General features: G+C 67.0%; 17 protein-coding genes and 2 pseudogenes. 11 read left to right on the top strand and 8 right to left on the bottom strand.

Annotated elements, in window-relative coordinates; all coding sequences use genetic code 11:
- Positions 1–182 precede the first annotated feature (182 nt).
- On the top strand, positions 183–833 hold the full coding sequence (locus LBW94_RS39335; protein WP_225062422.1) for a transposase: 651 nt from the start codon (positions 183–185) through the stop codon (positions 831–833).
- Positions 834–916: 83 nt separating this feature from the next.
- Here LBW94_RS39335 and LBW94_RS39330 read toward each other — a convergent pair whose 3' ends face one another.
- A complete protein-coding gene (locus LBW94_RS39330; RefSeq protein WP_225062423.1) occupies positions 917–1,831 on the bottom strand; it encodes a hypothetical protein in 915 nt (304 codons plus the stop codon).
- Here LBW94_RS39330 and LBW94_RS44625 point away from each other — a divergent pair.
- Positions 1,791–2,579, top strand: a pseudogene (locus LBW94_RS44625) (serine/threonine-protein kinase); the annotation flags it as partial. The gene LBW94_RS39330 and the pseudogene LBW94_RS44625 overlap by 41 nt on opposite strands.
- A gap of 434 nt (positions 2,580–3,013) precedes the next feature.
- A complete protein-coding gene (locus LBW94_RS39325; RefSeq protein ID WP_225062424.1) occupies positions 3,014–3,976 on the top strand; it encodes a YncE family protein in 963 nt (320 codons plus the stop codon).
- Between the two features lie 154 nt (positions 3,977–4,130).
- On the opposite strand, the gene LBW94_RS39320 is transcribed toward LBW94_RS39325, so the two are convergent.
- Positions 4,131–4,514, bottom strand: coding sequence for a hypothetical protein (locus LBW94_RS39320; RefSeq protein ID WP_225062425.1), 384 nt, complete (start codon positions 4,512–4,514; stop codon positions 4,131–4,133).
- 1,480 nt (positions 4,515–5,994) lie between these two features.
- On the opposite strand from LBW94_RS39320, the gene LBW94_RS39315 reads away from it, so the two are divergent.
- From LBW94_RS39315 to LBW94_RS39285, 7 genes are all read left to right on the top strand, one after another.
- The gene (locus tag LBW94_RS39315; protein ID WP_225062426.1) at positions 5,995–6,327 is read left to right on the top strand and encodes an ArsR/SmtB family transcription factor; all 333 of its coding nucleotides are present in this window, start codon (positions 5,995–5,997) and stop codon (positions 6,325–6,327) included.
- Between the two features lie 92 nt (positions 6,328–6,419).
- Positions 6,420–8,252: a phosphoenolpyruvate carboxykinase (GTP) gene (locus LBW94_RS39310; RefSeq protein ID WP_225062427.1), complete on the top strand. Its 1,833-nt coding sequence runs from the start codon at positions 6,420–6,422 to the stop codon at positions 8,250–8,252.
- 2 nt (positions 8,253–8,254) lie between these two features.
- Entirely contained in the window at positions 8,255–9,931 is a 1,677-nt protein-coding gene (locus LBW94_RS39305; protein WP_225062440.1) for a SulP family inorganic anion transporter, read from the top strand.
- Positions 9,928–10,299 carry a DUF5313 family protein gene (locus tag LBW94_RS39300; protein WP_225062428.1) on the top strand — a complete coding sequence of 124 codons (372 nt, stop codon included), beginning with the start codon at positions 9,928–9,930 and terminating at the stop codon, positions 10,297–10,299. The genes LBW94_RS39305 and LBW94_RS39300 overlap by 4 nt, the downstream gene beginning before the upstream one ends.
- A 531-nt stretch (positions 10,300–10,830) precedes the next feature.
- Entirely contained in the window at positions 10,831–11,163 is a 333-nt protein-coding gene (locus LBW94_RS39295; RefSeq protein WP_225062429.1) for a hypothetical protein, read from the top strand.
- A 606-nt stretch (positions 11,164–11,769) separates the two neighbouring features.
- On the top strand, positions 11,770–12,618 hold the full coding sequence (locus LBW94_RS39290; RefSeq protein WP_225062430.1) for a response regulator transcription factor: 849 nt from the start codon (positions 11,770–11,772) through the stop codon (positions 12,616–12,618).
- A 236-nt stretch (positions 12,619–12,854) separates the two neighbouring features.
- On the top strand, positions 12,855–13,205 hold the full coding sequence (locus tag LBW94_RS39285) for a hypothetical protein (protein ID WP_225062431.1): 351 nt from the start codon (positions 12,855–12,857) through the stop codon (positions 13,203–13,205).
- A 685-nt stretch (positions 13,206–13,890) separates the two neighbouring features.
- Here LBW94_RS39285 and LBW94_RS39280 read toward each other — a convergent pair.
- Positions 13,891–15,357 (bottom strand): FadR/GntR family transcriptional regulator, encoded by a 1,467-nt coding sequence (locus LBW94_RS39280; protein ID WP_225062432.1) that lies wholly within the window; start codon positions 15,355–15,357, stop codon positions 13,891–13,893.
- An 862-nt stretch (positions 15,358–16,219) separates the two neighbouring features.
- Here LBW94_RS39280 and LBW94_RS39275 point away from each other — a divergent pair.
- Positions 16,220–17,815, top strand: coding sequence for a GMC oxidoreductase (locus LBW94_RS39275; protein WP_225062433.1), 1,596 nt, complete (start codon positions 16,220–16,222; stop codon positions 17,813–17,815).
- Between the two features lie 492 nt (positions 17,816–18,307).
- Here the strand turns inward: LBW94_RS39275 and LBW94_RS39270 are convergent, their stop codons facing one another.
- The 5 genes and pseudogenes from LBW94_RS39270 to LBW94_RS39250 form a co-directional block, all read right to left on the bottom strand.
- Complete coding sequence (locus tag LBW94_RS39270; protein ID WP_225062441.1) at positions 18,308–18,682, bottom strand: hypothetical protein; 375 nt, start codon at positions 18,680–18,682, stop codon at positions 18,308–18,310.
- An 86-nt stretch (positions 18,683–18,768) separates the two neighbouring features.
- Positions 18,769–18,927: pseudogene (locus LBW94_RS44620) on the bottom strand (hypothetical protein); the annotation flags it as partial.
- A 670-nt stretch (positions 18,928–19,597) separates the two neighbouring features.
- Positions 19,598–19,762: a hypothetical protein gene (locus tag LBW94_RS39260; protein ID WP_225062434.1), complete on the bottom strand. Its 165-nt coding sequence runs from the start codon at positions 19,760–19,762 to the stop codon at positions 19,598–19,600.
- Between the two features lie 358 nt (positions 19,763–20,120).
- On the bottom strand, positions 20,121–20,582 hold the full coding sequence (locus LBW94_RS39255) for a MarR family winged helix-turn-helix transcriptional regulator (RefSeq protein ID WP_225062435.1): 462 nt from the start codon (positions 20,580–20,582) through the stop codon (positions 20,121–20,123).
- Positions 20,579–21,847 carry an FAD-dependent oxidoreductase gene (locus tag LBW94_RS39250; RefSeq protein WP_225062436.1) on the bottom strand — a complete coding sequence of 423 codons (1,269 nt, stop codon included), beginning with the start codon at positions 21,845–21,847 and terminating at the stop codon, positions 20,579–20,581. Before LBW94_RS39250 ends, LBW94_RS39255 begins: the two co-directional genes overlap by 4 nt.
- Between the last annotated feature and the right edge of the window lie 25 nt (positions 21,848–21,872).

Here is a 21,872-nt window from a genome sequence, read left to right as displayed (position 1 = left end):
TTGGGTGATGATTCTTCTTGCGACAGAGAGGAACTCGACCCGAGGGCTTCGGTGCACGACACCGGCGGTGCCGGTGCGTCCGGGGACCTGTCGGTGTTCCGGCAGGAGCTGTATCGGTGTGTGACCGTGCGGGCGGATGCGGTGTTCGAGCTGGTGGACGCGGTGTTGTGCGCGGACGGCCGGTGCGGTCGCTGCCGGAGTTGTCGCTGGTCGGTGAGCATCACCGGGGTCACGGCAGTGTGTATGCGGCGCTGGATCGGGGTCGCATCGACGTCGATCGGCTGCGGCGGGCGGTGACCGCGGCCCCGCTGTCGAGAGCCGTCGACGGCAGGCTGGTCCTGGCGGTGGACATCATCTGCTGGCTGCGGCCGGAAGCACACACCTGCTCGCAGCGGATGCTGTGTCACACCTACGGCCGCGCCGAGGACTCGCATCCGATGATCCCGGGCTGGCCGTATTCGGTGATCTGCGCACTGGAATCCGGCCGCAGTTCCTGGACCGCGCCGTTGGACGCGCTACGGCCGGCCTCCGGCGGCGACGCCGCGACCGTCACTGACGCCCAGTTGCGCACCGGGATCGGCAACCTGATCGACGTCGGCCATCGGCGGCCCGGTGACCCCGACATCTGGGTCGTCACCGACGTCGGCTACGACGCGCCCCGGCTGGCGTTCCTGCTGGCCGGCCTGCCCGTGGCGGTGCTGGGCGGATGTGGTGGGACCGGGTCCTGTGCCCCGGCGCACCACCTCGGTTGCCCGGCACCAACGGTCGCCCGCCGCGGCACGGTGGCGAGTTCGTTTTCGCCGACCCCGCCACCTGGGACGAGCCGGACGTGACCACCGAAACCGAGACCCGCCTCTACGGCCCGGCCAATGCCTACGGCATCAGAAATTTCGCAAGCCAGGGCACCTTCCTGGGACTAGCGCGGTTGTGGCAATAGAGCGGTCAGCTCGGTGGTGAGGGCGGATGCTTCGTCACATTCGTTTTGCCCTGCGGTACCGAGGCCGTTGGGCGAGTTGACGTCGACCTCGATCCACTCCACGAGATCGGGGCGCTCCGAGGTTGTGGGGTTGTTGGATTCCTGTTGCCGGCTGTCGGGCCCGCCGAACACCTGACGGCCGGGCCATTGTGGCCAGTCCCGACCGCGGATGTCGATCGTGGTGCTGCAGGTGCCGTAGAGACGGTCGGCTACGACGGTGTGGCCGTTGATGATCGTCGAGGTGGCGGATCCCGATCCGGAGTCGTGGACCAGGTTCGTGACGATGCTGACGGCGGGCCAGCCGGTGTCGGGACCGTCTGCTTGGTCCGAGGTGATCCAGCGGCACGCGTGCCGGTTACTCGTCCCCGACAGTGTGACGCTGGTTCGGTGGGCCAGCGTGGCGATCTCGGTCGCCGGGATCAGTGCACACAAGTCGACGGATCCGGTGGAGTCGGCGGGGTAGCCGATGCGTGGCAGATGCCGGGCTGTGATGGCCGACGCAGCCGCGTCGAGCCCCTTGTGGGCGTACAGACATGCGGTCTTGTCGGCTCCTGGCGCGGCCGCATTGTTGGCGCCTGCCAGCACCTCGACATATTGGCTGCCGGGTTGGCTGTAGAGGAAACCCTTGCAGTCGCGGCTGTTCTTGGGTGTCGACATCTGCACATCACCGTGGGTGACCGTGTCGACGGTGCTGTGGTCGCTGTACTCGGGCACGAGGCGGTCACCGACGGTGACCATCACGAAATAGCCGGGCCCTCCGCCGGGTAGCGCCACGGTGTAGTAGCACGTGCCGAGCTGGTGCGGCTGGACGTGGATGTCGATGCCGGGACCGGCGAATACGCTCTCGTTGATCACTCCGCACGGATCGAGGGTGTTCACATCGGGAAGCGCCGATGTCGAGGACCGTACGACACCGAACCACCACCAGGTGCCCGCGCCCACCGCCACGACGACAGCCGCGATGACGGCGACGATGAGGGCGGCACGGTTACCGCCAGGCCTTCCGGCAGCAGGAACGCCGAATCCGCTCTGCGGCGGATCGATTCGGTCGTGTCCGGGCCGAATCTTTTCGCCTGGTTCATGGTTGGGTTGCTCTGGTGGAGTCGTCACCGTACCCCCTGGTACGTGCAGTGTCACTGCGCCCGAATTCTATCCGCGTGACATGACAACTGCATCCGGTGTACGGGTCCGGCGGTCGTCAGCGCCGCGGTCGGTGCGTATCCGGCGTGTGCTGCATCGCGATGTCAAACCGGCGAACCTGCTCATCGAGAACGACTCATGCCACGGCGAGCGGGCTGTACTCACTGATTTCGGTATCGCTCGCCTCCTCAAGGCGATCGCCACAACCTCCGGACTCGTCGCCACTTTCGCCTACACCGCCCCGGAACGCTTCACCAACGCGCCCACTGATCACCGCGCCGACCTGTATTCACTGGGATGCACACTGTTCCAGCTGCTCACCGGCCAACCGCCGTTCCCGCGCGCCAATCAGGCCGCCGTCATGGCTGCCCACCTCACCGCACGACCACCAGTACCGTCTGCGCTGCGCCCGCACCTTAACCACGCCCTCGACACAGTGATCGCCCCAGCGCTGGCCAAACAACCCACAGACCGGTACCCCAATTGTCTCGAACTCGCCGACGCCGCTCGCCACGCCCTCCGCGGCCCCGGAACACGGCACTTCCCGGCCCTGGCCCCGATACCGGCCGCTGCGGTGGCGGCGGTCACCGCAGCGAACCCTGATACGACAACACCCACACCGGCCGGCACATCGATCCCCGCCCCGGACAAAAGTTCGCCGTCACCTCTCGAGGCCGGCCCAGCCTCGATCCGCCGGCCGATCACCGTCGGTCGGCTACGCCGACTGGCCGGCGCCGCCGTACTCACAGTCGCGGTCGCAGCCGCCACCGACCTCGATCCCGCTGTCGTCGGGCGGCCCGATACCGCGCCGCATCCCCCACCCGCAGCCGTAGCAATCCTCCCGTCGGGGAAAGTCCTTACGGGATCGTCCTCGACGCCCCGACCCACACCGGCTACGTGTCGTTCAGAACCGGCGTCTCCATCCTCGACACCACCACGAGGTCCACAGTCGCCACCGTCGAGGTCGGTGGGGAGAATCCGAACGTGGCGATCGACCCGGCCACACACGCCGCGTATGTCACCAGTACCCACCGTGGCGCCGACAACAAGGACGACCACGGCCTGGTGGCGATGATCGGTCCGGCCACCCACACCGTGACCGGAACCCTGCCGCTGCCGGGAACTGGCCCCAGCACGGTCGCATTCGACCCCGACCTGCACTTCGTGTTCGCTACCAGCTACCGCTTGTGGCAGCGACCCGGAATCGAGAACGTGAACAATCCTGTCCGACAGGGCACGGTGTCGGTGATCGACACCGTCACCGGCACGCTGGTGGGAAGCATCCCCATCGACGACGAACTCGAAGCTGTCGTCGTCGATCCGACCACGCATTTCGCCTATGTCACCGCGACCGACTCGAGTACAGTCTGGGCGATCGATGTGACGACCAGAGCGTTCACGCCAACACCGTTGACCGGCGGTTACTCTCGACAGATCACGATCGACTCGACGACACACATTGTCTACCTCACCGGCGGGGTCGATACCGTCTCACTCGTCGACGCGGCCACCCGAACCGTCACTGCCGTACTCGAAGTCGGGACAGATCCGAAAGAGGTTGTGGTCGACCCCACGACCCGCATTGCCTACACACCCAACTTCGATGACGACACCGTCTCGGTCATCGACCCCGCCACCCGCACCGTCACCGCCACCCTCCCGGTCGGGAAAGGCCCGGAGTCGACCACCATCGATCTGAACACCCATGCTGTCTACGTGCGCGACACCCGAGACGATTCCGTCGCGGTCGCCACCCCTAGCGGTCCGTCGCGCCGGCGCCGAGGATGCGCCGGACGTTGTTGCTGCGCATGTCGGCTCGGCCGCTGGCCTGGGTTCGGGTGTCGTCACGGCGGAGCATGACTCGCCGCGTACGGCGTCGTCGGCGCAGACCGCCTGCGGGCCGTAGCCCCACCGGCGCGGCCGTTCCCCGGGCAGCGGTCCCTGGGATCGGTTGTGGCCGGGCGGCTCGGCGACGCGGTAATTGGTACCGGATCTTGCCTGCTTTGAGCAGGCGTCAGGGGCAGTGCACGTGTGTGGGCGGGCCCTGCTGGGTGCGGTCCCGGTAGGTCAGCTGGTAGCACACGTCTTCGGTTTGCGGATCACCATCGGCCGAGGCCGCACTGACGCCGTGCACCTTGATCACGAGTTGGACCTCGCCTGTCCGGGCGTCCTGTCCGATCAGACTGACCAGCCTGACGCCAGTGACATGAGACGCCGCGCGCCGGATGTCGCCGGCGACGAAGATCCGATTCGTCAGCAGGGTGTCGCCGAACGCCACGGCTTTGTCCCACGCGTCCTGGTCAGCGGTGCAGGCCTCGCCTGAGCGGTCGCAGTGGCAGCCGGCCTGCGCGGCGCAGCCGACCAGCGCTGACACCATCACTGCGACCACAACGGCCACCGCCACTATTGGTCCGGCCTTCACAGACACCAGTATGGATCGGCATGCGGGGCCCAGTGGAGACGGGATTCCCGCGCGATTCCTCACCGGCCGGATTCCGGGATCACCACCGCGAACCCCGGGCCATCGCGACGCCGAGCAGCGCCACGGCGCTGGAGGCTTTCACCCTGATCCTGGTCGCTGAGGCTAGGGCAGGGTTGCTTGTGTGTAGCCAACGACGGCTTGGTTCATTTGCCGGCACTGATCGACGCGTGATCCGGGGCCGGGCGGCCTTGGATCCCGTACAGCACCGGCGGGCAGTGGGTGTCGTCGGTGAGGAGTCGTTCAGTTCCGACAACGGTATGGGTACGTGCAGCGCAGATAGTGAATCGATGCCATTTCAAGAGCATTCTGATGGTGGCGCCGTTGTAGTAACACTGCGGGCCGAGCTGTGTCCGCAATGCCTTCGTCGTTCTCGCAAGCCACGAGCCGCACCGCCGCGGGATCGGTGTTCGGTGCGTACGAGGACTCACCGCCGACCAGATAGGAGCTGAGGTCGTGCACATGCTGGTCGAGGCCGACGATCGCCATCGGATGCGGTGGTGGGCCGGCATAGGCAGGCGCGGCCGAGTACGTCCGCGCCGCGCGTGCGCACACGCCCACGAATTGATCGAACGCCGTGGGGACGTTGAACGACGGTCGTCAGCGCCGGTGGTGTACTGCGCTGCATGCTCCGAGCAGGGCAACACATGCCACGACAGCGGCCAGCCGGTACAACAACGTGCAGATACCGAATCCCATGGCGCGCCACCTTCACCGACCGAACTCGCCGTCGGTGTGACCCTATCGGGAGGAGGACGGGCGGGCGGGTGGAGAGGCGCGGACGCATGCGGTCCGCGGCCGTCAGTGATCAACCGACTTCGTATCTCGGCCCACCACTGGAGGTTGTGGCGAGACGTGATCTAAACGGAGTTGGTGCGGCCGACGGCAGGGGACCCGTCTACGGGCGCGGGCGGCGTCCGAGGGCCCCTGCGGGTGGTCTAGCGCGGTGCCGGGGGCCGCCGTCCATGGCGATCAGATTCCGGGTGACGTTGCGTGCTACCGCGGCCGGTCGTGCACACCGGGTCGGGATGCTCGGTCACCGTGCCGAGAGAGACCTACCGACGCCAGTCGCGGGGCGCACCGCGAGCCGGTCACCGCCACCCGGGCACCGGCGCGGGTAACGCCTGCGCGCAGTGGTGGTCATGGCCACCGCTGCGAGAGCCGCGGTCATCGCGCCGGCCGGTTGTCCGATGGCTGCCCGGCCGGACGGTTCGGTCATGAGGCGGCCCGGCAGGTGTGCTCTCTCACATTCACCTTCGTGGTTTCTTCATTGCGCAAACAGTAGATTAGGAACGGCATCGTGTCGCCCGGACTTCGGACAGGAGCAGATCGACTGTTTGCTAAACTATGCAATCAACAGGTCGGTGGCAAGGCTGCCGGGAATGGGAGGAGCGGCCGTATGCCCGGTTCGAGCAAACCCCCGCTCTATCGGATGAAGGCGGATTTCTTCAAGACTCTCGCTCATCCGGTCCGCGTCCGTGTCCTGGAGTTGCTCAGCCAGCGTGAGCACACCGTCGCGGAGATGCTCGCCGATATCGGGGTGGAGGCGGCGAATCTGTCGCAGCAGCTGTCGATCCTGCGTCGTGCCGGCCTGGTCACTGCCCGGCGCGAAGGATTGTCGGTGACCTACGAACTGGCCACCCCACGAGTCGCCGAACTGCTGGCGACCGCCCGCGCCATCCTCACCGGCGTCGTCGCGGGCCAGGCGGAAGCGCTCGAACAACCCGCCTGACCAGGCCGGCTCCGGGCGCATGGTTTGCCGCTGTTTTGATTGCATAATTTCTAAACTTGTTAACTTCGAATCTTGCGAAGGAGATTGTTGTCGTGACCGATCAGTTGACTGCAGATGCGGTGGTGCGGGCGCTTCCGGCCGGGGACGCTGTCCTGGCCTGGGTGGCCGAGGTCGCCGAACTCACCGCTCCGGATCGGATCGTGTATTGCGACGGATCTCGGGAGGAGTGGGATCGGCTGACCGGTCTGCTGGTGGCGGCGGGTACTTTCGTGCCGGTGACCGGGACGCTGGATTCGTTCTGGTGCGGTTCCGACCCCGAGGATGTCGCGCGGGTGGAGGGTCGGACGTTTCTCTGTTCCGAGGATCGGGCCGACGCCGGGCCGACCAACAACTGGGTGGATCCGGTCGACATGCGCACGGTGATGACCGAGCACTACCGCGGTGCGATGTCAGGGCGCACCATGTACGTGATCGCCTTCTGCATGGGCCCTCTGGGTGCCGCCGACGCGAAATACGGTGTGCAGGTCACCGATTCGGCGTATGTGGCGGTGTCGATGCAGATCATGACCCGCTCCGGGACCCCGGTGTGGGAGAAGTTGACCGGGACAACCGAGTTCGTTCGATGCCTGCATTCGGTCGGGGCGCCATTGGCGGCCGGGCAGCCGGATGTGCCGTGGCCGTGCGACAAGACGAAGTACATCGCGCATTTCCCGGAGCGGCGGGAGATCTGGAGTTACGGCTCCGGCTACGGCGGCAACGCGCTGCTGGGCAAGAAATGCTTCGCGCTACGGATCGCGTCGGTGCTCGGCCGCGACGAGGGATGGCTTGCCGAGCACATGCTGATCCTCAAACTCACCTCCCCCCGCGGTATCACGCACTATGTCGCGGCGGCGTTCCCGTCGTCGTGCGGGAAGACCAACCTGGCTATGCTGGAGCCCGCGCTGCCGGGCTGGCACGCCGAAACCCTCGGTGACGACATCGCCTGGCTGCGGTTCGGCGCCGACGGACGCCTGTATGCGATCAACCCGGAAGCCGGGTTCTTCGGAGTCGCGCCGGGCACCGGCGCGGCGACCAATCCGAATGCGCTCGCGACCATCGACGCCGGGCACACGATCTTCACCAACACCGCCCGCACCCCCGACGGCGATGTCTGGTGGGAAGGCCTGACCGACGTCGCGCCGGCGCGGCTGATCGACTGGCGCGGCAACGACTGGACACCGCAGTCGGGAACTCCTGCCGCGCACCCGAATTCCCGCTACTGCACCCCGATCGCACAGTGCCCGACAGTCGCCCCGGAATGGGAGGACCCGACCGGTGTCCCGATCTCGGCGATCTTCTTCGGCGGCCGCCGCGTCGGCACCGTCCCGCTGGTGACCGAGACCTTCGACTGGGCCCACGGGGTTTTCACCGCGTCGGTGCTGTCGTCGGAGACCACCGCCGCCGCGACCGGGCACGTGGGTGTGGTGCGCCGGGATCCGATGGCGATGCTGCCGTTCCTCGGCTACCACGTCGGCGACTACTTCGCCCACTGGCTGGCCCTCGGTGCATCCGCGGACCCGGCGACACTGCCGAAGATCTTCCAGGTCAACTGGTTCCGGCAAGACAGCGACGGGACGTATTTGTGGCCGGGTTTCCGCGACAACATCCGAGTACTGAAATGGGCACTCGACCGCCTCGATGGTGCCGCCGACGCCGTCGAAACCCCGATCGGATACATCCCCACCACCGATGCCCTGGACCTGACTGGTCTCGACGACAGCCGCCGCAACCTGGCCATTCATGCGCTCGGTGTCGACACCGACGAGTGGATCACCGAAACCGCGTCCATCGACGACTGGTTTGCCACCATCGGCGGCAACCGGCTACCGGAAATGTTGCGCGACCAGCTGGCCGCGTTGAAACTGCGCCTGGCGGCGGCGAGGTGACCATGCTTGCGCTGTTGCCGCGCTGGTCGGATTGGCGGCCCGGGTTGGCCGCACCGGGCGCGGATCTGCTGTCGGGGGTGATCGTGGCGCTGGTGGCCTTGCCGCTGGCGCTGGGATTCGGCATCTCCTCGGGGCTGGGCGCGGCGGCGGGCCTGGCGACTGCGGTCGTCGCCGGCGCGGTGGCCGCGGTGTTCGGCGGTTCGCGGTTCCAGGTGTCCGGGCCGACCGGCGCCATGACCGTGGTGCTGGTTCCGATCGCCCACCAGCACGGCCCCGCCGCGGTGCTGACGGTGGGGCTGCTGGCCGGTGTCGTGCTCGTGGGGCTCGCGATCGCCGGGGCCGGGCGCGCGGTACGCTACGTACCTGCCCCGGTGGTGGAAGGCTTCACCGCCGGGATCGCGGTCGTCATCGCGTTGCAGCAGTTCCCTGCCGCCCTCGGCGTCACCGGCTCCCACGGCGACAAGGTGTGGCAGACGGCGTTCGACGCGCTGCGGCAATTCGTGTCCGCACCCACCGCCGCGGCACCCGCGACAGCCCTGGTGGTGGCGGCGGTCGTACTCGCCGGTGGCCGGTTCGTGCCTCGGTTACCGCTGGCGCTGATCGCCGTGGCCGCCGCGACCCTGACCGCACGGACAACGCACCTCTCCCTGACCGCGATCGGGGCGCTGCCGTCCGGCTTGCAGGCGCCCACACTCGATTTCCTGCACCCTGGCCAATTGAGCGCCCTGGTCGGGCCGGCGCTGGCGGTCGCGGCGCTGGCCGCACTGGAATCACTGCTGTCGGCGACGGCCGCCGACGCCATGACCGTCGGAACCCGTTACGACCCGAATCGGGAACTGCTGGGCCAGGGACTGGCCAATATCGCCGCGCCCCTGTTCGGCGGAGTGCCGGCCACCGGCGCGATCGCCCGCACCGCGGTGAACGTGCGCTCCGGCGCCCGCACCCGTCTGGCCGCCCTCACCCACGCGGTGGTCCTCGCCGGCATCGTCTACCTGGCCGCGCCACTGGTGGCCGAAATCCCCGTCGCCGCCCTGGCCGGAGTACTGCTGGCCACGACCGTCCGTATGGTCGAGACCGCGTCACTGACCGCGATCGCCCGCGCATCGCGCGGCGATGCCGCGATCATGGCCGTCACCTTCCTGGTCACCGTCGCCTTCGACCTCGTGACCGCGGTCGCGGTCGGAGTCGGGATCGCGATCCTGCTGGCCCTACGGGCCGTCGCCGGCGAAGCCCGCCTGCACCGCATCCCCCTCGACAGCCCCACGCCGCCTGATCCCGAACCCGTCGCGGACCAGGCCCCACCAGCCGACGAGCAATCCCTGCTGCACGACCACATCATCGCCTACCGTCTCGACGGGCCCTTGTTCTTCGCCGCCGCCCACCGGTTCCTGCTCGAACTGGCCGACATCGGCGACGTGCAAATCGTCGTCTTGCGCATGTCGCACCTCACCGCCCTCGACACCACCGGCGCTCTCGTCCTCAAAGACGCCATCGGCAAACTCGAACACCGGCACATCACCGTGCTCATGTCCGGACTCCGCCCCGACCATGAACGGCGCCTGGCGGCCCTCGACGCCCTGCCCACCGGCGACGGGAACCACCTGTTCACCCACACTCCCGACGCCATCGCCGACGCCCGCCGCCGAATCCGGCACGCCGTGCAGGTTCGCAGCCGATGACCGGAGCCACCAGACCGACACTGCCCCAGCGGATCCGCTACATCTACGGCGCGACACTGCCGGCGCAGTCACGCGACTGGGTCCTCCACGATCTCACCGGGCCCGGCGCGACCCGGCGTTATCTGCAGCGCATCCTCGTCCCGGTCCTCGCACCGTTGAGCCTGCTGCTGCTCATCCCCGGGCCCGTATGGATCGGGACAGCCATGATGGCACTGCTGTACTTGCCGTTGATCTACTTCACCGTTGCCCTGCTGTACGTCCACCGCCTCACCGCGCACGGCCTCGATCCCGCCCTCGCCGACTCCCGCCGCCACGGACGCGCTGCCGCCGAACGTGCCGCCTACCAGCGCCGCCACGGCAGAACCTGATCCGCCGGCGCAAAGTCACACCACTGCTGTCGTTCCACGCAACTCCGGCAATCACCACCTGTCTCCATGCGGCCCGGCCGTGGCCGCCCGTCGAATCCGTACAGCGAATACGGCTGTGCCACAACTCACGAGACCGCGAGTTGACACAGCTCAACCACCGTTAGTAAGCGTATACTTAGTTGACGGTGTCGATGTCTCCCGGTGCCGGACGGAGCCTCGTTTCCCAGAACGCCATGCAATACAGACACGGGCCGAACCAACCACGTCACCCACGCTGAATTCTGTCGAGGAAGCACTCGATGTCGCCACGGTCGCCGGCCGCTTCGATGACGGTGATCTCGCCTCGATCCTCGACCATCCGGCCGGTACCCGATTGCACTCGACAGAGATGGCCGCACCGAATTCGCCACCGGCCGATCAGGCTCCTGGCGCTGACGGCATCGGGGGGTGGGGAGGCTGGCAAGTTCGTGACCCAACCGCACGGCCAGCTGGTTCGTACAGTCCACGACCACCTCCACCGCGGCGGCCTCGGTGGTGGACACACCGAGTTCCGCTTTCTCGCCTACCGCGGCGACGAAGATCATCCCGCCTCCATACCCGACCGCGGTCAGGCCGGCGTTGCCGGGAACACTGCCGGCGAATTCGCCCGGTGCCCTGCCCAGCGACCCGCATCCCGGCCGCGGCGAACCGCTCTACGTCCTCGACCGTGATCGCCCCCGCATGGGCGATACGGAGCCGGTCACCGGAAAGCAGAACCGTGAAAAGAATATCGGGCGCAAGGTGGTCGGCCGGAATGCAGGCCGGTTCGTGGACCTTGATAGTCGTCGAATCGAATATTTTCTCCAGATCACCGCTCCGGTCTGATCGTATAAACAGGGCCGTTGACGACGCCTCGGAAACATTCACGGTCGGCGCCGTCGACCGGGCTGCGCGAGACTTCCGAAACCGACACGGGACCGTACGCCTGTTTCCTGGCATCGGATTTCGCTCGCCATTTGAGCATGCGCGGTGACACGGTGATAACTCGTTGTCCATTTCCTGCCGATCACCGGCATTCCCGCACGTCGGCCTGCGTCCTCGACCCACCGGGGACGACGTTTCCCGAACAACAGATGTGACCGGCGCTGCCTTTCGATGAGCCAGAATTGTCATTCGTCCCAAAACCGTTCCGAATGATTGCAGCCGACGAAGGGCGGCAATATAGTCGGTTACGCACCGGATGGTCGGCGTGAGATCGGCCCGTGCACTGTTCGCCACCTCCGCACGCTCTGATGCAGGCGGGGCGGTGGTCACTGTCCCGGAGAACGCGCTCCCGGCAGGCTTTTACACTTGAGCATTTCGCTCTACTTGCGCTGGAATCTCCATCCTCCGGTACCCGAAACGGGTACCGGAGTCGACGTTGCGGGTTGCGGGGAGGTGAGTTACGTGGTCGGAGATCGTGGATCGGGGTCCCGAGCTCGGATGGATGTGATGGGAGCGTTGTCACCGGTGGTTCTCCTCGTCGACAGCAGCCGCCGGACGGCCGAGCTGCTCAGCACCGGCCTGCGGTGCTCCGGTGTCGAGGTGCGCTGCGCGGGCAGCGGTGCCGCCGCGCTCGCGGCGATCATCGCATATTCACCGGATGTGGTCGTGGTCGATGTCGTGCTGCCAGATATGGACGGCTATCGTGTCGTGCGGCAACTCCGCGCCACGGGCAACACCCAGCCGGTGCTGTTCCTGTCCGCGCGTAACACCGTCGAGGACCGGCTCATCGGTTTGGCCGCCGGTGGCGACGACTATGTCGGTAAACCGTTCGATCTCGACGAGGTTATCGCCCGGATACAGATGCTGCTGCGACGATCGCGACGGACATACGCCGAGGAACCTGGCCAGCTCCGTTGCGCGGACCTGATTCTGGATGTCGACGCCCACACCGTGTATCGCGCCGGCCATCAGTTGTGGCCCCCGGCCACCGAATTCGCCCTCCTGCACTACCTCATGACCAATACGGGCATCGTGATGAGCAGGCAACAGATCCTGGAACGCATATGGGGCGATGCCTACGGTCGCAGCTATCACGTGATCGACAATTCTGTCAGCCGGTTGCAGCGCAGGATCGACGAATTCGGGCCACCACTGGTACACACCGTCCGAGGCATCGGCTACATCCTGCGCTCCCTCGCCGACACACGGCCACCGCGGACCGGAAACGGTAACAGGGCCGGGCTCGCGTCGAGAACCCACTCGGCCGGAATCGCCCGGGCCACAGCCGGACATCGAACAGTGTCACCGGTTCCCCGGCTCGAAAACGGGGACGATCCAGTTGATACGAGCCGGTGATCATGCCCATGACCAACCTGCTGTTGCCGCAGACCGGTGACCGGCACGCCGTCGCCACGCACCGTTGGCCAACTCGTCTCGCTACCGGGGACCGCTCACAGCGGGCTGTAACGTGGTCGCAGCCGCAGCCACGATCTACCCCTCGGCGCGCATCCATGACCAGCGGCAGGCGCGGGCAAGTCCGTTGCCGGAGTGTCCAGTCGTCGAGGTGGAACAGTTCGGAATCGCCTGGATCGGTGTGCCCGATCCAGGCGGATCTGGCGCTGATCCATCCCGCGATCACCGGTGCACTGAGGGCGGAGGAGGACAGCAACGCCGAGGCGGTGAGCCGGTCGGTCGAAGGCTGTGTGGTTCCAGGGTTCGGGAGGTGCGGCCGGTTCGGTGCGGCTGATGTCGAGGACCGGCCTGCGGATGTCACGGTCGCGTCCGCGGCGGGCGCGGATGCGCCAGGTCAGGAGGCTGCCGCAGCCGTGCAGGATGGTTGCGGCGCCGATGTATTCGCTGGGGCCGTCTCGGTCGGTCGCCAGGAGTGCGAGGTCGGCGACGGTGTCGAGCTGCACGGTTCTACGCAGGCATTCTCGTGGTGACAACGCGCTGCGATAGATGTTCGTGGCTTCGTGGGCCATCAGCCACGGCTCGGCAGTCAGGAGGAGGCGTCGAGTGCGTCGAGTGCCGGAGTCCCAGCGGATGGCCGCGGGGGCGTGGGGAGCCGGTGGCTCGGTCGGATTGCCGAGCCACCGGCGAACACCGTGGACCTCTCCGCCGGGGAGTTGTGATCGGCCCGGTTTCGAGGTACGGCGTCCGGGCCTCATGGACACCGACCCGGACCGACCCGGCGGTGACATGCGTCGTGTCATCTGTGCCGATCGGCTGACCGGCAGCAGTATGTTGGGGAACAACGGGCAACATAGCCATGCATTTCTCCGGTGACAGGCGACGCCGAGCCGACAAGCGCGAATGGTCGGCAGCTCCGGTTCGCGAATACGGCACGAAAGGCCCTGCGGGGCAGTCACCACCGGTGGAGGCCGTCACCGGTCAGTGTCCGAAGCCGACGTCAGCAAGTAAGTGAACAATTACTAAAATAGTGACAGGATCCCTGCGACTGTCAAGCCCGACCATTGCCTGGCCGTGCCCGCTGCGCTCGCGCGAGTCGCGGGCCTGCGGGAATGAGTCGACTTGCGAGCGGAAACGATGGCCGATAGCCGCGATGTCCGGTGCCGGTCCGGCAGTTCGTCCTGTCGCGCCTGGGGATCTGCCCGCGACGGCGGCGAGTCAATGGGTGAGGGTGTCGAGGTGGCGGCGCATGCGGTGGCGGGCCAAGGCGGTGTCGCCGTGGCGGATGGCGTCGAGGATGCGGTGATGGGTGTGCCCGGGCTCGCCGGTGATGCTGCTCGCACCCGGTGCGCCGTCACCGCGGTGCCGGTGGCACACCTCGATCACGACCGAGAGGAACAGCGCCAGTACAGGATTGCCGGCGAGGGTGGCCAGCTCGCTGTGGAACAGGCCGGCGCGGTGCGGATGCTGTGCCGAGGTCTCGCAGGGCCCGCCCGCGGCGGCGGTCAGTCGCGCGGCCGGCTCGTCACCGGCGCCGGCGAGCCGGGCGGCCACCCGGGTGACGGCACCGAGTTCGAGGGCGGTGCGCACGATCCGGAAGTCGTCGGCGGTGACGCGCTCGTACTCCAGCAGCAGCGCGATCGTGTCGACGCTGGCCTGCGACTCGGGTGCGGTGACGATCAGGCCGCCACCGCGGCCGCGACGCATCCGGGCCACCGAGTGATATTCCAGCAACCGCACGGCTTCTCGCAGCGCGGGACGGCTGATGCCGTAGCGGGCAACCAGTTCCGTCTCCGAACCGAGCACAGCGCCCACCGGCCATCCGCGCACGGCGATGTCATCATGGATGCGGCCGGCCAGTACTTCGGCCAGCTTGCCCCTCGGTTCGGTCGCACTGTCGAATCCGGCGCGCGGATCACGGGTGCGCCGGTGTGCCCGGCGCGAGTCGACCCACGTGGTGAGATGGTGCAGATGCGTGGTCAGCGCGATCTGCGCGCGGGCGGCGTCGCCGGCGATCACCGCTTCGCCGATCGCTTCGTGCGCGGCATGGGAGTCTTGCCAGGCCACCGCCGCCTCTGCGGCGGAGCTCGCGCGTGACGACCGGGCATATCGGGTGGTCAGCCGGGTCAGTACGTCGATGAACAAGTGCAGCACCGGATTTCCCGACAACCGGCCCAGCAGCGTGTGCACCGGGTCGTGCGCCCAGGATTCCGGGCCGTGCAGGTGCGCCCGCTCGTCGGCCAGCGCCGCGCGCAGTATCGTGATCTCGTCCTCGGTGAGCCGGTCGGCGGCCAGGCCGGCGGCGACCGGTTCGAGCAGCGAGCGCGCCTCGAGCAGATCGGTGACGCTGGTACCGACGTACTCGAGGTAGATCACCATCGCACGGGTGGCCGGCTCGGCATCGGGCGCGCAGACGAACAACCCGCCGTTGGGCCCGCGCCGCATCCGCGCCACCTGATGATGCTCGACCAGCCGCACGGCCTCACGCAACACCGGCCGGCCGACCCCGTAGCGTTCACGCAACTCGGTTTCCGATCCCAGCGATTGACCGACCGGCCAGCCGCAGCTGATCACCGTGTCCTCGATGTGGCGGGCGACCTGCCCGGCCAGCAGGCCGGCCCCGATCGCGAACGACTGCCGAGGATGGCCGCCGTCGGCGGGATCGGACTCGACGGCACTGGCCATACACAGACTCCTCGATGGATCGTTCGCGGCATCCGCCACGCCCCGCCCGGGGCCGAGCCAGGCCGGCCCACATCATCCCAGAAACTGCACCGTATCAAGGTTACTCACCACTCGCCTGGCATCGAGAACCTCCACAGCCCCCTCCACAACATCGCAGACATCCCGCACTCTGGTCGCCCACCGGCGCCCCACGGGCAGGACGGCCGCCGCTGCGGCCCGAACCCAACATGGTCACCCAAAGAGGGAACCTAATTACTCCGCCGGGTAGTGCGGCCCCGACGCGGCACGATGACCATCTGCACCGCCGCGCTGGCGCGTCGCCGCACGATTACCGAGGTGGCAGAAATCGGCCAATAGGTTCCCTATATGAGCGAGATCATGGTGTGATGACCGTGTTCTTGCCCAGATCGCGGAAGTTAGGTCGTCTCTTCTGCGTTTGCTGACGCTCCAACTCTCTTTCAGGAAGGAGGACATACGCCTTTCGGTGGCAGGCAGCAGCGCTTTCATCCTCAGTGGCGCCGTGAGACCCTCCTACCGTCGGAACCAAATGATGAAACTGAATTGCGTTGTTTTCGGAAGGTTGTGGATTCTGTCGACGCCGGGGTTGCCGAACGAACATCACTGCCGCCGGTCGAGACAGGCCGCGCCACGTCCAGGGAGAGGCCTACAGGCGCGGTGCACGGCCTGAGCGCGCCGCGAGATCCCTCACTCGCGTCGCCGCCCGGGGCGGGGAGAGTAGTGCGGACTCCCTTCGCCCCGGGCGAACCTCGGCGGTAGCACCCGTTTGCGCCGTCGCATCGGTTCGTGCGTATTTCCTCATTGCACTTCTCGCGGGGCTGGTCCCGCCGTCTGGAGGTCGTTCGTGTCCGCATTCACTCGCCGGGGCTTTCTCGGTGCTGCCGCCGGTGCCGCAGTGGCGCTGGGCAGTCCCGGAAATGCCCTCGCCGGCAATGGTATTGCCGCCCAGGTCGGGCGGATCCCGGTGGTCCGCGAGGAGCATCGGGTCATCGTGATCGGGTCGGGATTCGGTGGTGGTGTCACCGCGTTGCGACTGGCGCAGGCCGGCGTACCGGTCCTGGTGCTGGAACGCGGATTACGCTGGCCGACCGGCCCGAACTCCGACACCTTCCCGCGCGCCGCCGCACCCGACAAACGGATGCTCTGGTATGGGTCGGTGCCCCAATTATTCGGCAAGCCAGTCGGTTTCGATCCCTACCCGGGACTGCTCGACACCGTCGCAGGCGACAACATGACCGCGCTGTGCGCCGCGGGCGTCGGCGGCGGATCGCTGGTGTACCAAGGCATGTCGTTGCAACCGAACAAGGAAGCGTTCCTCACCCAGTTCCCCGAGCAACTGGACTGGGACACGATGAACCGGGTGCACTACCCCCGGGTGGCGCAGATGCTCCGGCTCGCCGTCGCTCCCGACGAACTCATCGACAGCCCCAACTACAACGTCGTGCGCGTCTTCGCCGACCATGTGCGCAAGGCCGGGCTGCCGGTGTCGAAGATACCGATGCCGATCGACTGGAGCTACGCACTCGACGAGCTGAAAGGGCGGATGAAGCCGTCCTACACCAACGGTGACGGTGCGCTCGGGGTCAACAACGGCGGCAAACACTCCGTCGACGTCACCTACATCGCCGCCGCCGAGGCGACCGGACTGGTACGGGTCGAGCCGCTGCACCACGTCACCGATATCCAGCGCGCCGGCGACGGCCGCTGGACCGTCCACGTCGACCACATCGACACGACCGGGACGGTGGTGGCGAACAAGATCCTCACCACCCCCGCGCTGATCCTCGCCGCGGGCAGCCTGAACACCACGAAACTGCTCGTACGCGCCGCGGCCACGAGGGCGATCCCGGACCTGCCCGACGGCATCGGCGCGAACTGGGGTACCAACGCCGACCGGATCTACACGTGGACCTGCTTGGACGCGGATTTCGGTGCGCCCCAAGGCGGTCCGGTCGTCTACGGCAGTCTCAACTGGGACGAACCGGGGCAGGCGGCCACGGTGATCCAGGCCTCGATCCCGCCGATGGGTACCGACGCGCACACCACCATGCTCGTCGGGTACGGCGTCAGTGATGCCCGGGGCCGATTCGAGTACGACGCCGCGACCGATGCGGCGGTACTGCGCTGGCCGAAGGAGGGCGACGCGGTGATCCAGAACAGCCGCATCGGCCCGCTGGTCCACCAGATTACCGGTGCGACATGCACTCTCGTCGACACCAATGCCCTCATGCCGTCCACCTGGCATCCCCTCGGCGGCGCGAGCATGGGGGCAGTCTGCGACCTCGATGGTCGGGTACACGGCCAGCGCGGCCTCTACGTCCTCGACGGCGCACTGATCCCCGGCAACTGCGCGGCCTGCAACCCCTCGATGACCATCGCCGCCGTCGCCGAACGCGCCCTCGACAACCTCGTCACCCAGGACGTGAACACCGTCATCTGAGGTCTCCCTGGAATATCACCCGCGCACGCGGGATGCCGTGTCCGACTTTACCGTGGGCATCGTTCGACTCGGGCCGCCGTGCTTGTCAGGCGCGGGGGCACCGCCGCCTGTCGCGAACCGGTTCGGATTCCCCACCGCCGACCGGGTCCGGGCCGGATGTGGAACGCGGCCGGCGGTGTCGTTCCGGGCGTCTGCATGGAGCGAAGGACTCGGTGATGTGAGGCAGTCGACGGGCCCACCGGGCACGCAGCCGGGTTCCTGTTCTGGCGCACAGCAGATCCTCGACGATGCCGACTGCTCGGGCGTGGTGGCGCGGGCGCCCAGCCTCCTGCGAATGGTAGGCGGGGTAACGGTGCCCGGCGGGTGGCGGTGCAGCGAAACCGTGAGACCGATGGTCCGGGAACCTGCGGCGCCGCGCGGGTGACTGTCCGAGTGACAGCCCTCGGTTTCGTCCGCAGGGCTGCTACTGGGCCTCGCTTCGTGAAGTCGTCGTCACAGGTAACCGCCGTCGGCGCGTTTGATCCGTCGTTCCAGTTTCTTCCGGGTAGCCTGGTCGAGCGTGCTCAGTGCGTTGTGTAACGACCCCTCGTCGAGACGCCGATTCAGATCGGAAAGTAGCCGGATGTGGGTAGCGTCGAAATCTCCGGTAAGCCGCCGCCATTCTGCCGCTGTTTCCGCGAGATGCGCGAAAGCCGCTTCACTTCGCCCGGTCTTCTCCGGCAAGATACCCAGCATGCTGGCCACCTGGTTCGCCGTGATCTGTTCTGGCGTCCCGCGAAAATTCTCAATGGCCTGCAGATAATGACCTTCGGCCGCGCCGAAATTTCCGTGGTCGTTCTCGACGCCCGCAAGTTGCGCGGCCACCATCGCAAATTCACCCGATCACCGACCTCGGTGAAGAGCCCGAGCGCCCGTTGATAGAACTCGCCGGCGCGGACCAGGTCGCCCTGTGCGGAAGCATTGTAGCCGAGCAGGCCGTAGGTGGATGCGGCGGTATGTCGATCCCGTAACGCCAGCCACAGCTCTACGGATCGTTGATAGTATTTTTCGGCAAGATCCCATTTCTTGCTCGAACGCCATACTGCCCAGCCGTTTGTAGGCCCACGCCACACGTGATGTTTCACTCGACCTGAGATTTCGCATCACCTCATCCAGCTTTTCCGGAGGGAGTTCGATCCGCTCGCGAGCCAGTGACGCCAGATCACGATCTACCTCCGCAACACGTGCTCCGCTGACAGAAAGGCTCCCATCACCTGCGGTCACGCCGGTCGCCGCCACTGCACTGCCGCTCTCCGCAGCGACATCGACGATCTCGATGTCCCCGTTCACCGCCACGCGGGTCAGTTGCACGCCCACCGTCACCGCTGCTCCCGGGGCGCGCTCGGCGACCAGGCGCAGCAGCTGTTCCGCCGCCTCCCGCAGACTCTCGTCCGCGCCAGCTCCGGCGTGTCCGAGCTTCTTGACCAGCAACTGCCGCCGCAACAGCTCGTCCGGCTCGGACTCTAGCCCCGCCACCTCGGCCTCGACCACCCCGTACCGCTGGATGACCGAGTGCTTCAACGCCGTGTATCCCTCGACGACCACCTTCTCACCGGTTCCGCGTGCCTGCTCGGCCGCACCGGTGGCCAACGCCACCACGATCAACGTCAGCGTATCCATCTCTGCCTACCTCCTGCTCAGCCACTGACTGGAACCCTGGTCGTCAACTGGCAGTGAAACTGCCAGCGCGCCGACCCTGCGCAGGCGCCGCACCGCGGGCAGGCCCCCGTCACGGGGGTCGTTCTAACCGGACACCGCGATACGCGGGCCTTCATCGACCACACTGCCGATCATCAGCGGCGCAGCCGGAAAGGCAAGCCTTACAGCAGCTTCTACGAACACACAGAACAACGGCGTCCGCCGCCCTGCAATTTTCGAGCCTTCGCGCCAGTCGAATGGCAACCACATCCCGGCTCCGGGCACCCCCGGCCGATACTTCCTCCGGTGACCAGCCTTCCACGCGGGCTTTCACTCCTGCAGCCGCGCGACGCGTCGACCGGTGAATCGCCCGCAGCCGCTGTTGCACCACATCCGCACAGATCCGGCCACCGGACTCATACACCTCAATTCCTCGATCTTGCCCAGGACATTGCAGTGGGTTCACTGCCGCTGAAAGCGGTATCTCAAATCCGCCCAAAATTCGGCGAGTTCTACGAGAGCTGCTGCCGTTCGCGAGACGAAGGCAGCGGTTCCTCGCGTCGTGCCTGTCCGGGTCGAGTGACAGCCGAGACACGGGGTGTGCTGGGTTGTTGACCGATGGCCGATTTCATGGTGCAGAGGATTCGTCGATGAATTCGCGGTAGATGGTGCTCGTTTGGCGGTAGTGCGCGGTCAGGAAGGTGAGTTCGGCGTCGGTGTAAGCGGCGAGCAGCTCTCGGGATCGTGCGGCGTAGCGGGCGTAGATGCCGGCGCTTGTCAGGAGTTTTTCCGGCACCGCGCGGACGACGACGCGTCGTCGGTCGGCCGGGTCGCGTTCGGACACAACATAGCCACGCCGTTCCAGCCGACGGATCATGGCGGTGACCGCGCCCGTGGTCAGGTTGGTCTGGGCAGCGATTTCCCCGGCCGTGGCGTTGCCGGCGTCGAGGAGGAAGTCGAGGCATTCCCCGTCCGAGGCCGTGATGGCCAGCCCGGACACGGCGACCGCGCGGAAAAGGACCGACAACCGCGATGACTCACGTCCGGCCTGCAGCAACTCGTCGATGAGGCGTTGTCGATCGTAGTTCATGCCGATGATGATGCAACCACGGTCGCGGGAACCGTGATCCGGTGCATGCGTGGCAGGGCACGCAGCAGCAGCCACCGCTGTACGGGGTTTGTGTTGGTGAGCCGTCCGCGTTGCTTGCTTGCTGCGTCAACCGCCTTGAACGCGTAGAGCACCATGTCGTTGTGGTACGCGGTGATGGCCTCGTCGAGCGGCTCGTCGTTGGCTATCGCATGCTCCAGTCGTGTGGCCAAGCTCGCCGCGTCGCGCATGGCGGTATTTCCGCCGTGTGCTCCCATGGGCGGCATCACGTGGACGGCGTCGCCGAGCAGGGTTGCTCGTGCAGCGGCCCTGACGCGCGGTCGTTGCGCCACCAACAGCGGCACCCGGATCGTGCAGTCGGGCTGCCCTTCTGCAACCAGGTCCTGGATGGCGGGATGGAATCCGGATACCGATTTGCCTGCGAATTCGTGTAGTCGGGCAGGAGGGATCGGTCCGTCGGCGAAGGGGTCGTCGGCAGCCGGATACATCAGCGCCCACATCACGTAGTCCTCCTCGACCGGAGCGTTCGCACCGTCGGCGAGCCGGGCGAATGCGACCGAAGGTCGTTCACCGAAGCGCATCGCGGTGAAGAACACGGAGTGACCGGGCGCGTCGCCGATGGCTAGCACGCCGCTCTTGCCCAGTGCCGCGGGAATCATGCGACGGCCCGCTACCTGCAGCGGTGTCTGTCCGTAGACGGCGCGCATGCCGGTGTCGACCGGTTCGTGTCCCGGCAGCACGTCCGCCCGCAGTGCCGAACCGGCGCCATCGGCGCCGACGACCACATCCGCACGGACCGAACCGCCGTCGGCGAAGCGCAGAATCGCGCCGTCGCCGTCCTGGTCGACTCCGGCGGCAGACATGCCGTAGTGCACCCGGTCCTCGATGCCGCGCAGCAGGATCGCGCGCAGCGTCTGGCGATCCATCTGCCCACCCGCGTCGGGGTCGGCTGCGACATCGATCTTGAACGCGTCGCGCAGGTTCTTGTTGGTGAACCGGAAATATCCGCCCGGCTTGCCTGCGACCGCGGCCGCCAACTCGAACAATGCGTCGGGCAGGCATCGACGCAACGCCGCCCGGCCCAATGGGTCGACCGTGATGCGATAGCCCCGCCGCCGTTCGAACGGGTCACGGTCGCGCTCGTAGACATGGACGTCGACACCTGCTTTGTGCAGCGATTGCGCCAGACACAGGCCGCCGAGCCCCGCGCCTGCGATGGCGATCGAAGGAGAGGAAGAAATGGTCATGACAAATACCTTAATTACTAAGATA

It is taken from the genome of Nocardia sp. alder85J (genome assembly GCF_020176955.2).
Taxonomy (GTDB): Bacteria; Actinomycetota; Actinomycetes; order Mycobacteriales; family Mycobacteriaceae; genus Nocardia.
Note: the sequence above shows the minus strand (reverse complement) of the source record. Positions and strands in the feature narration are given on the sequence as shown.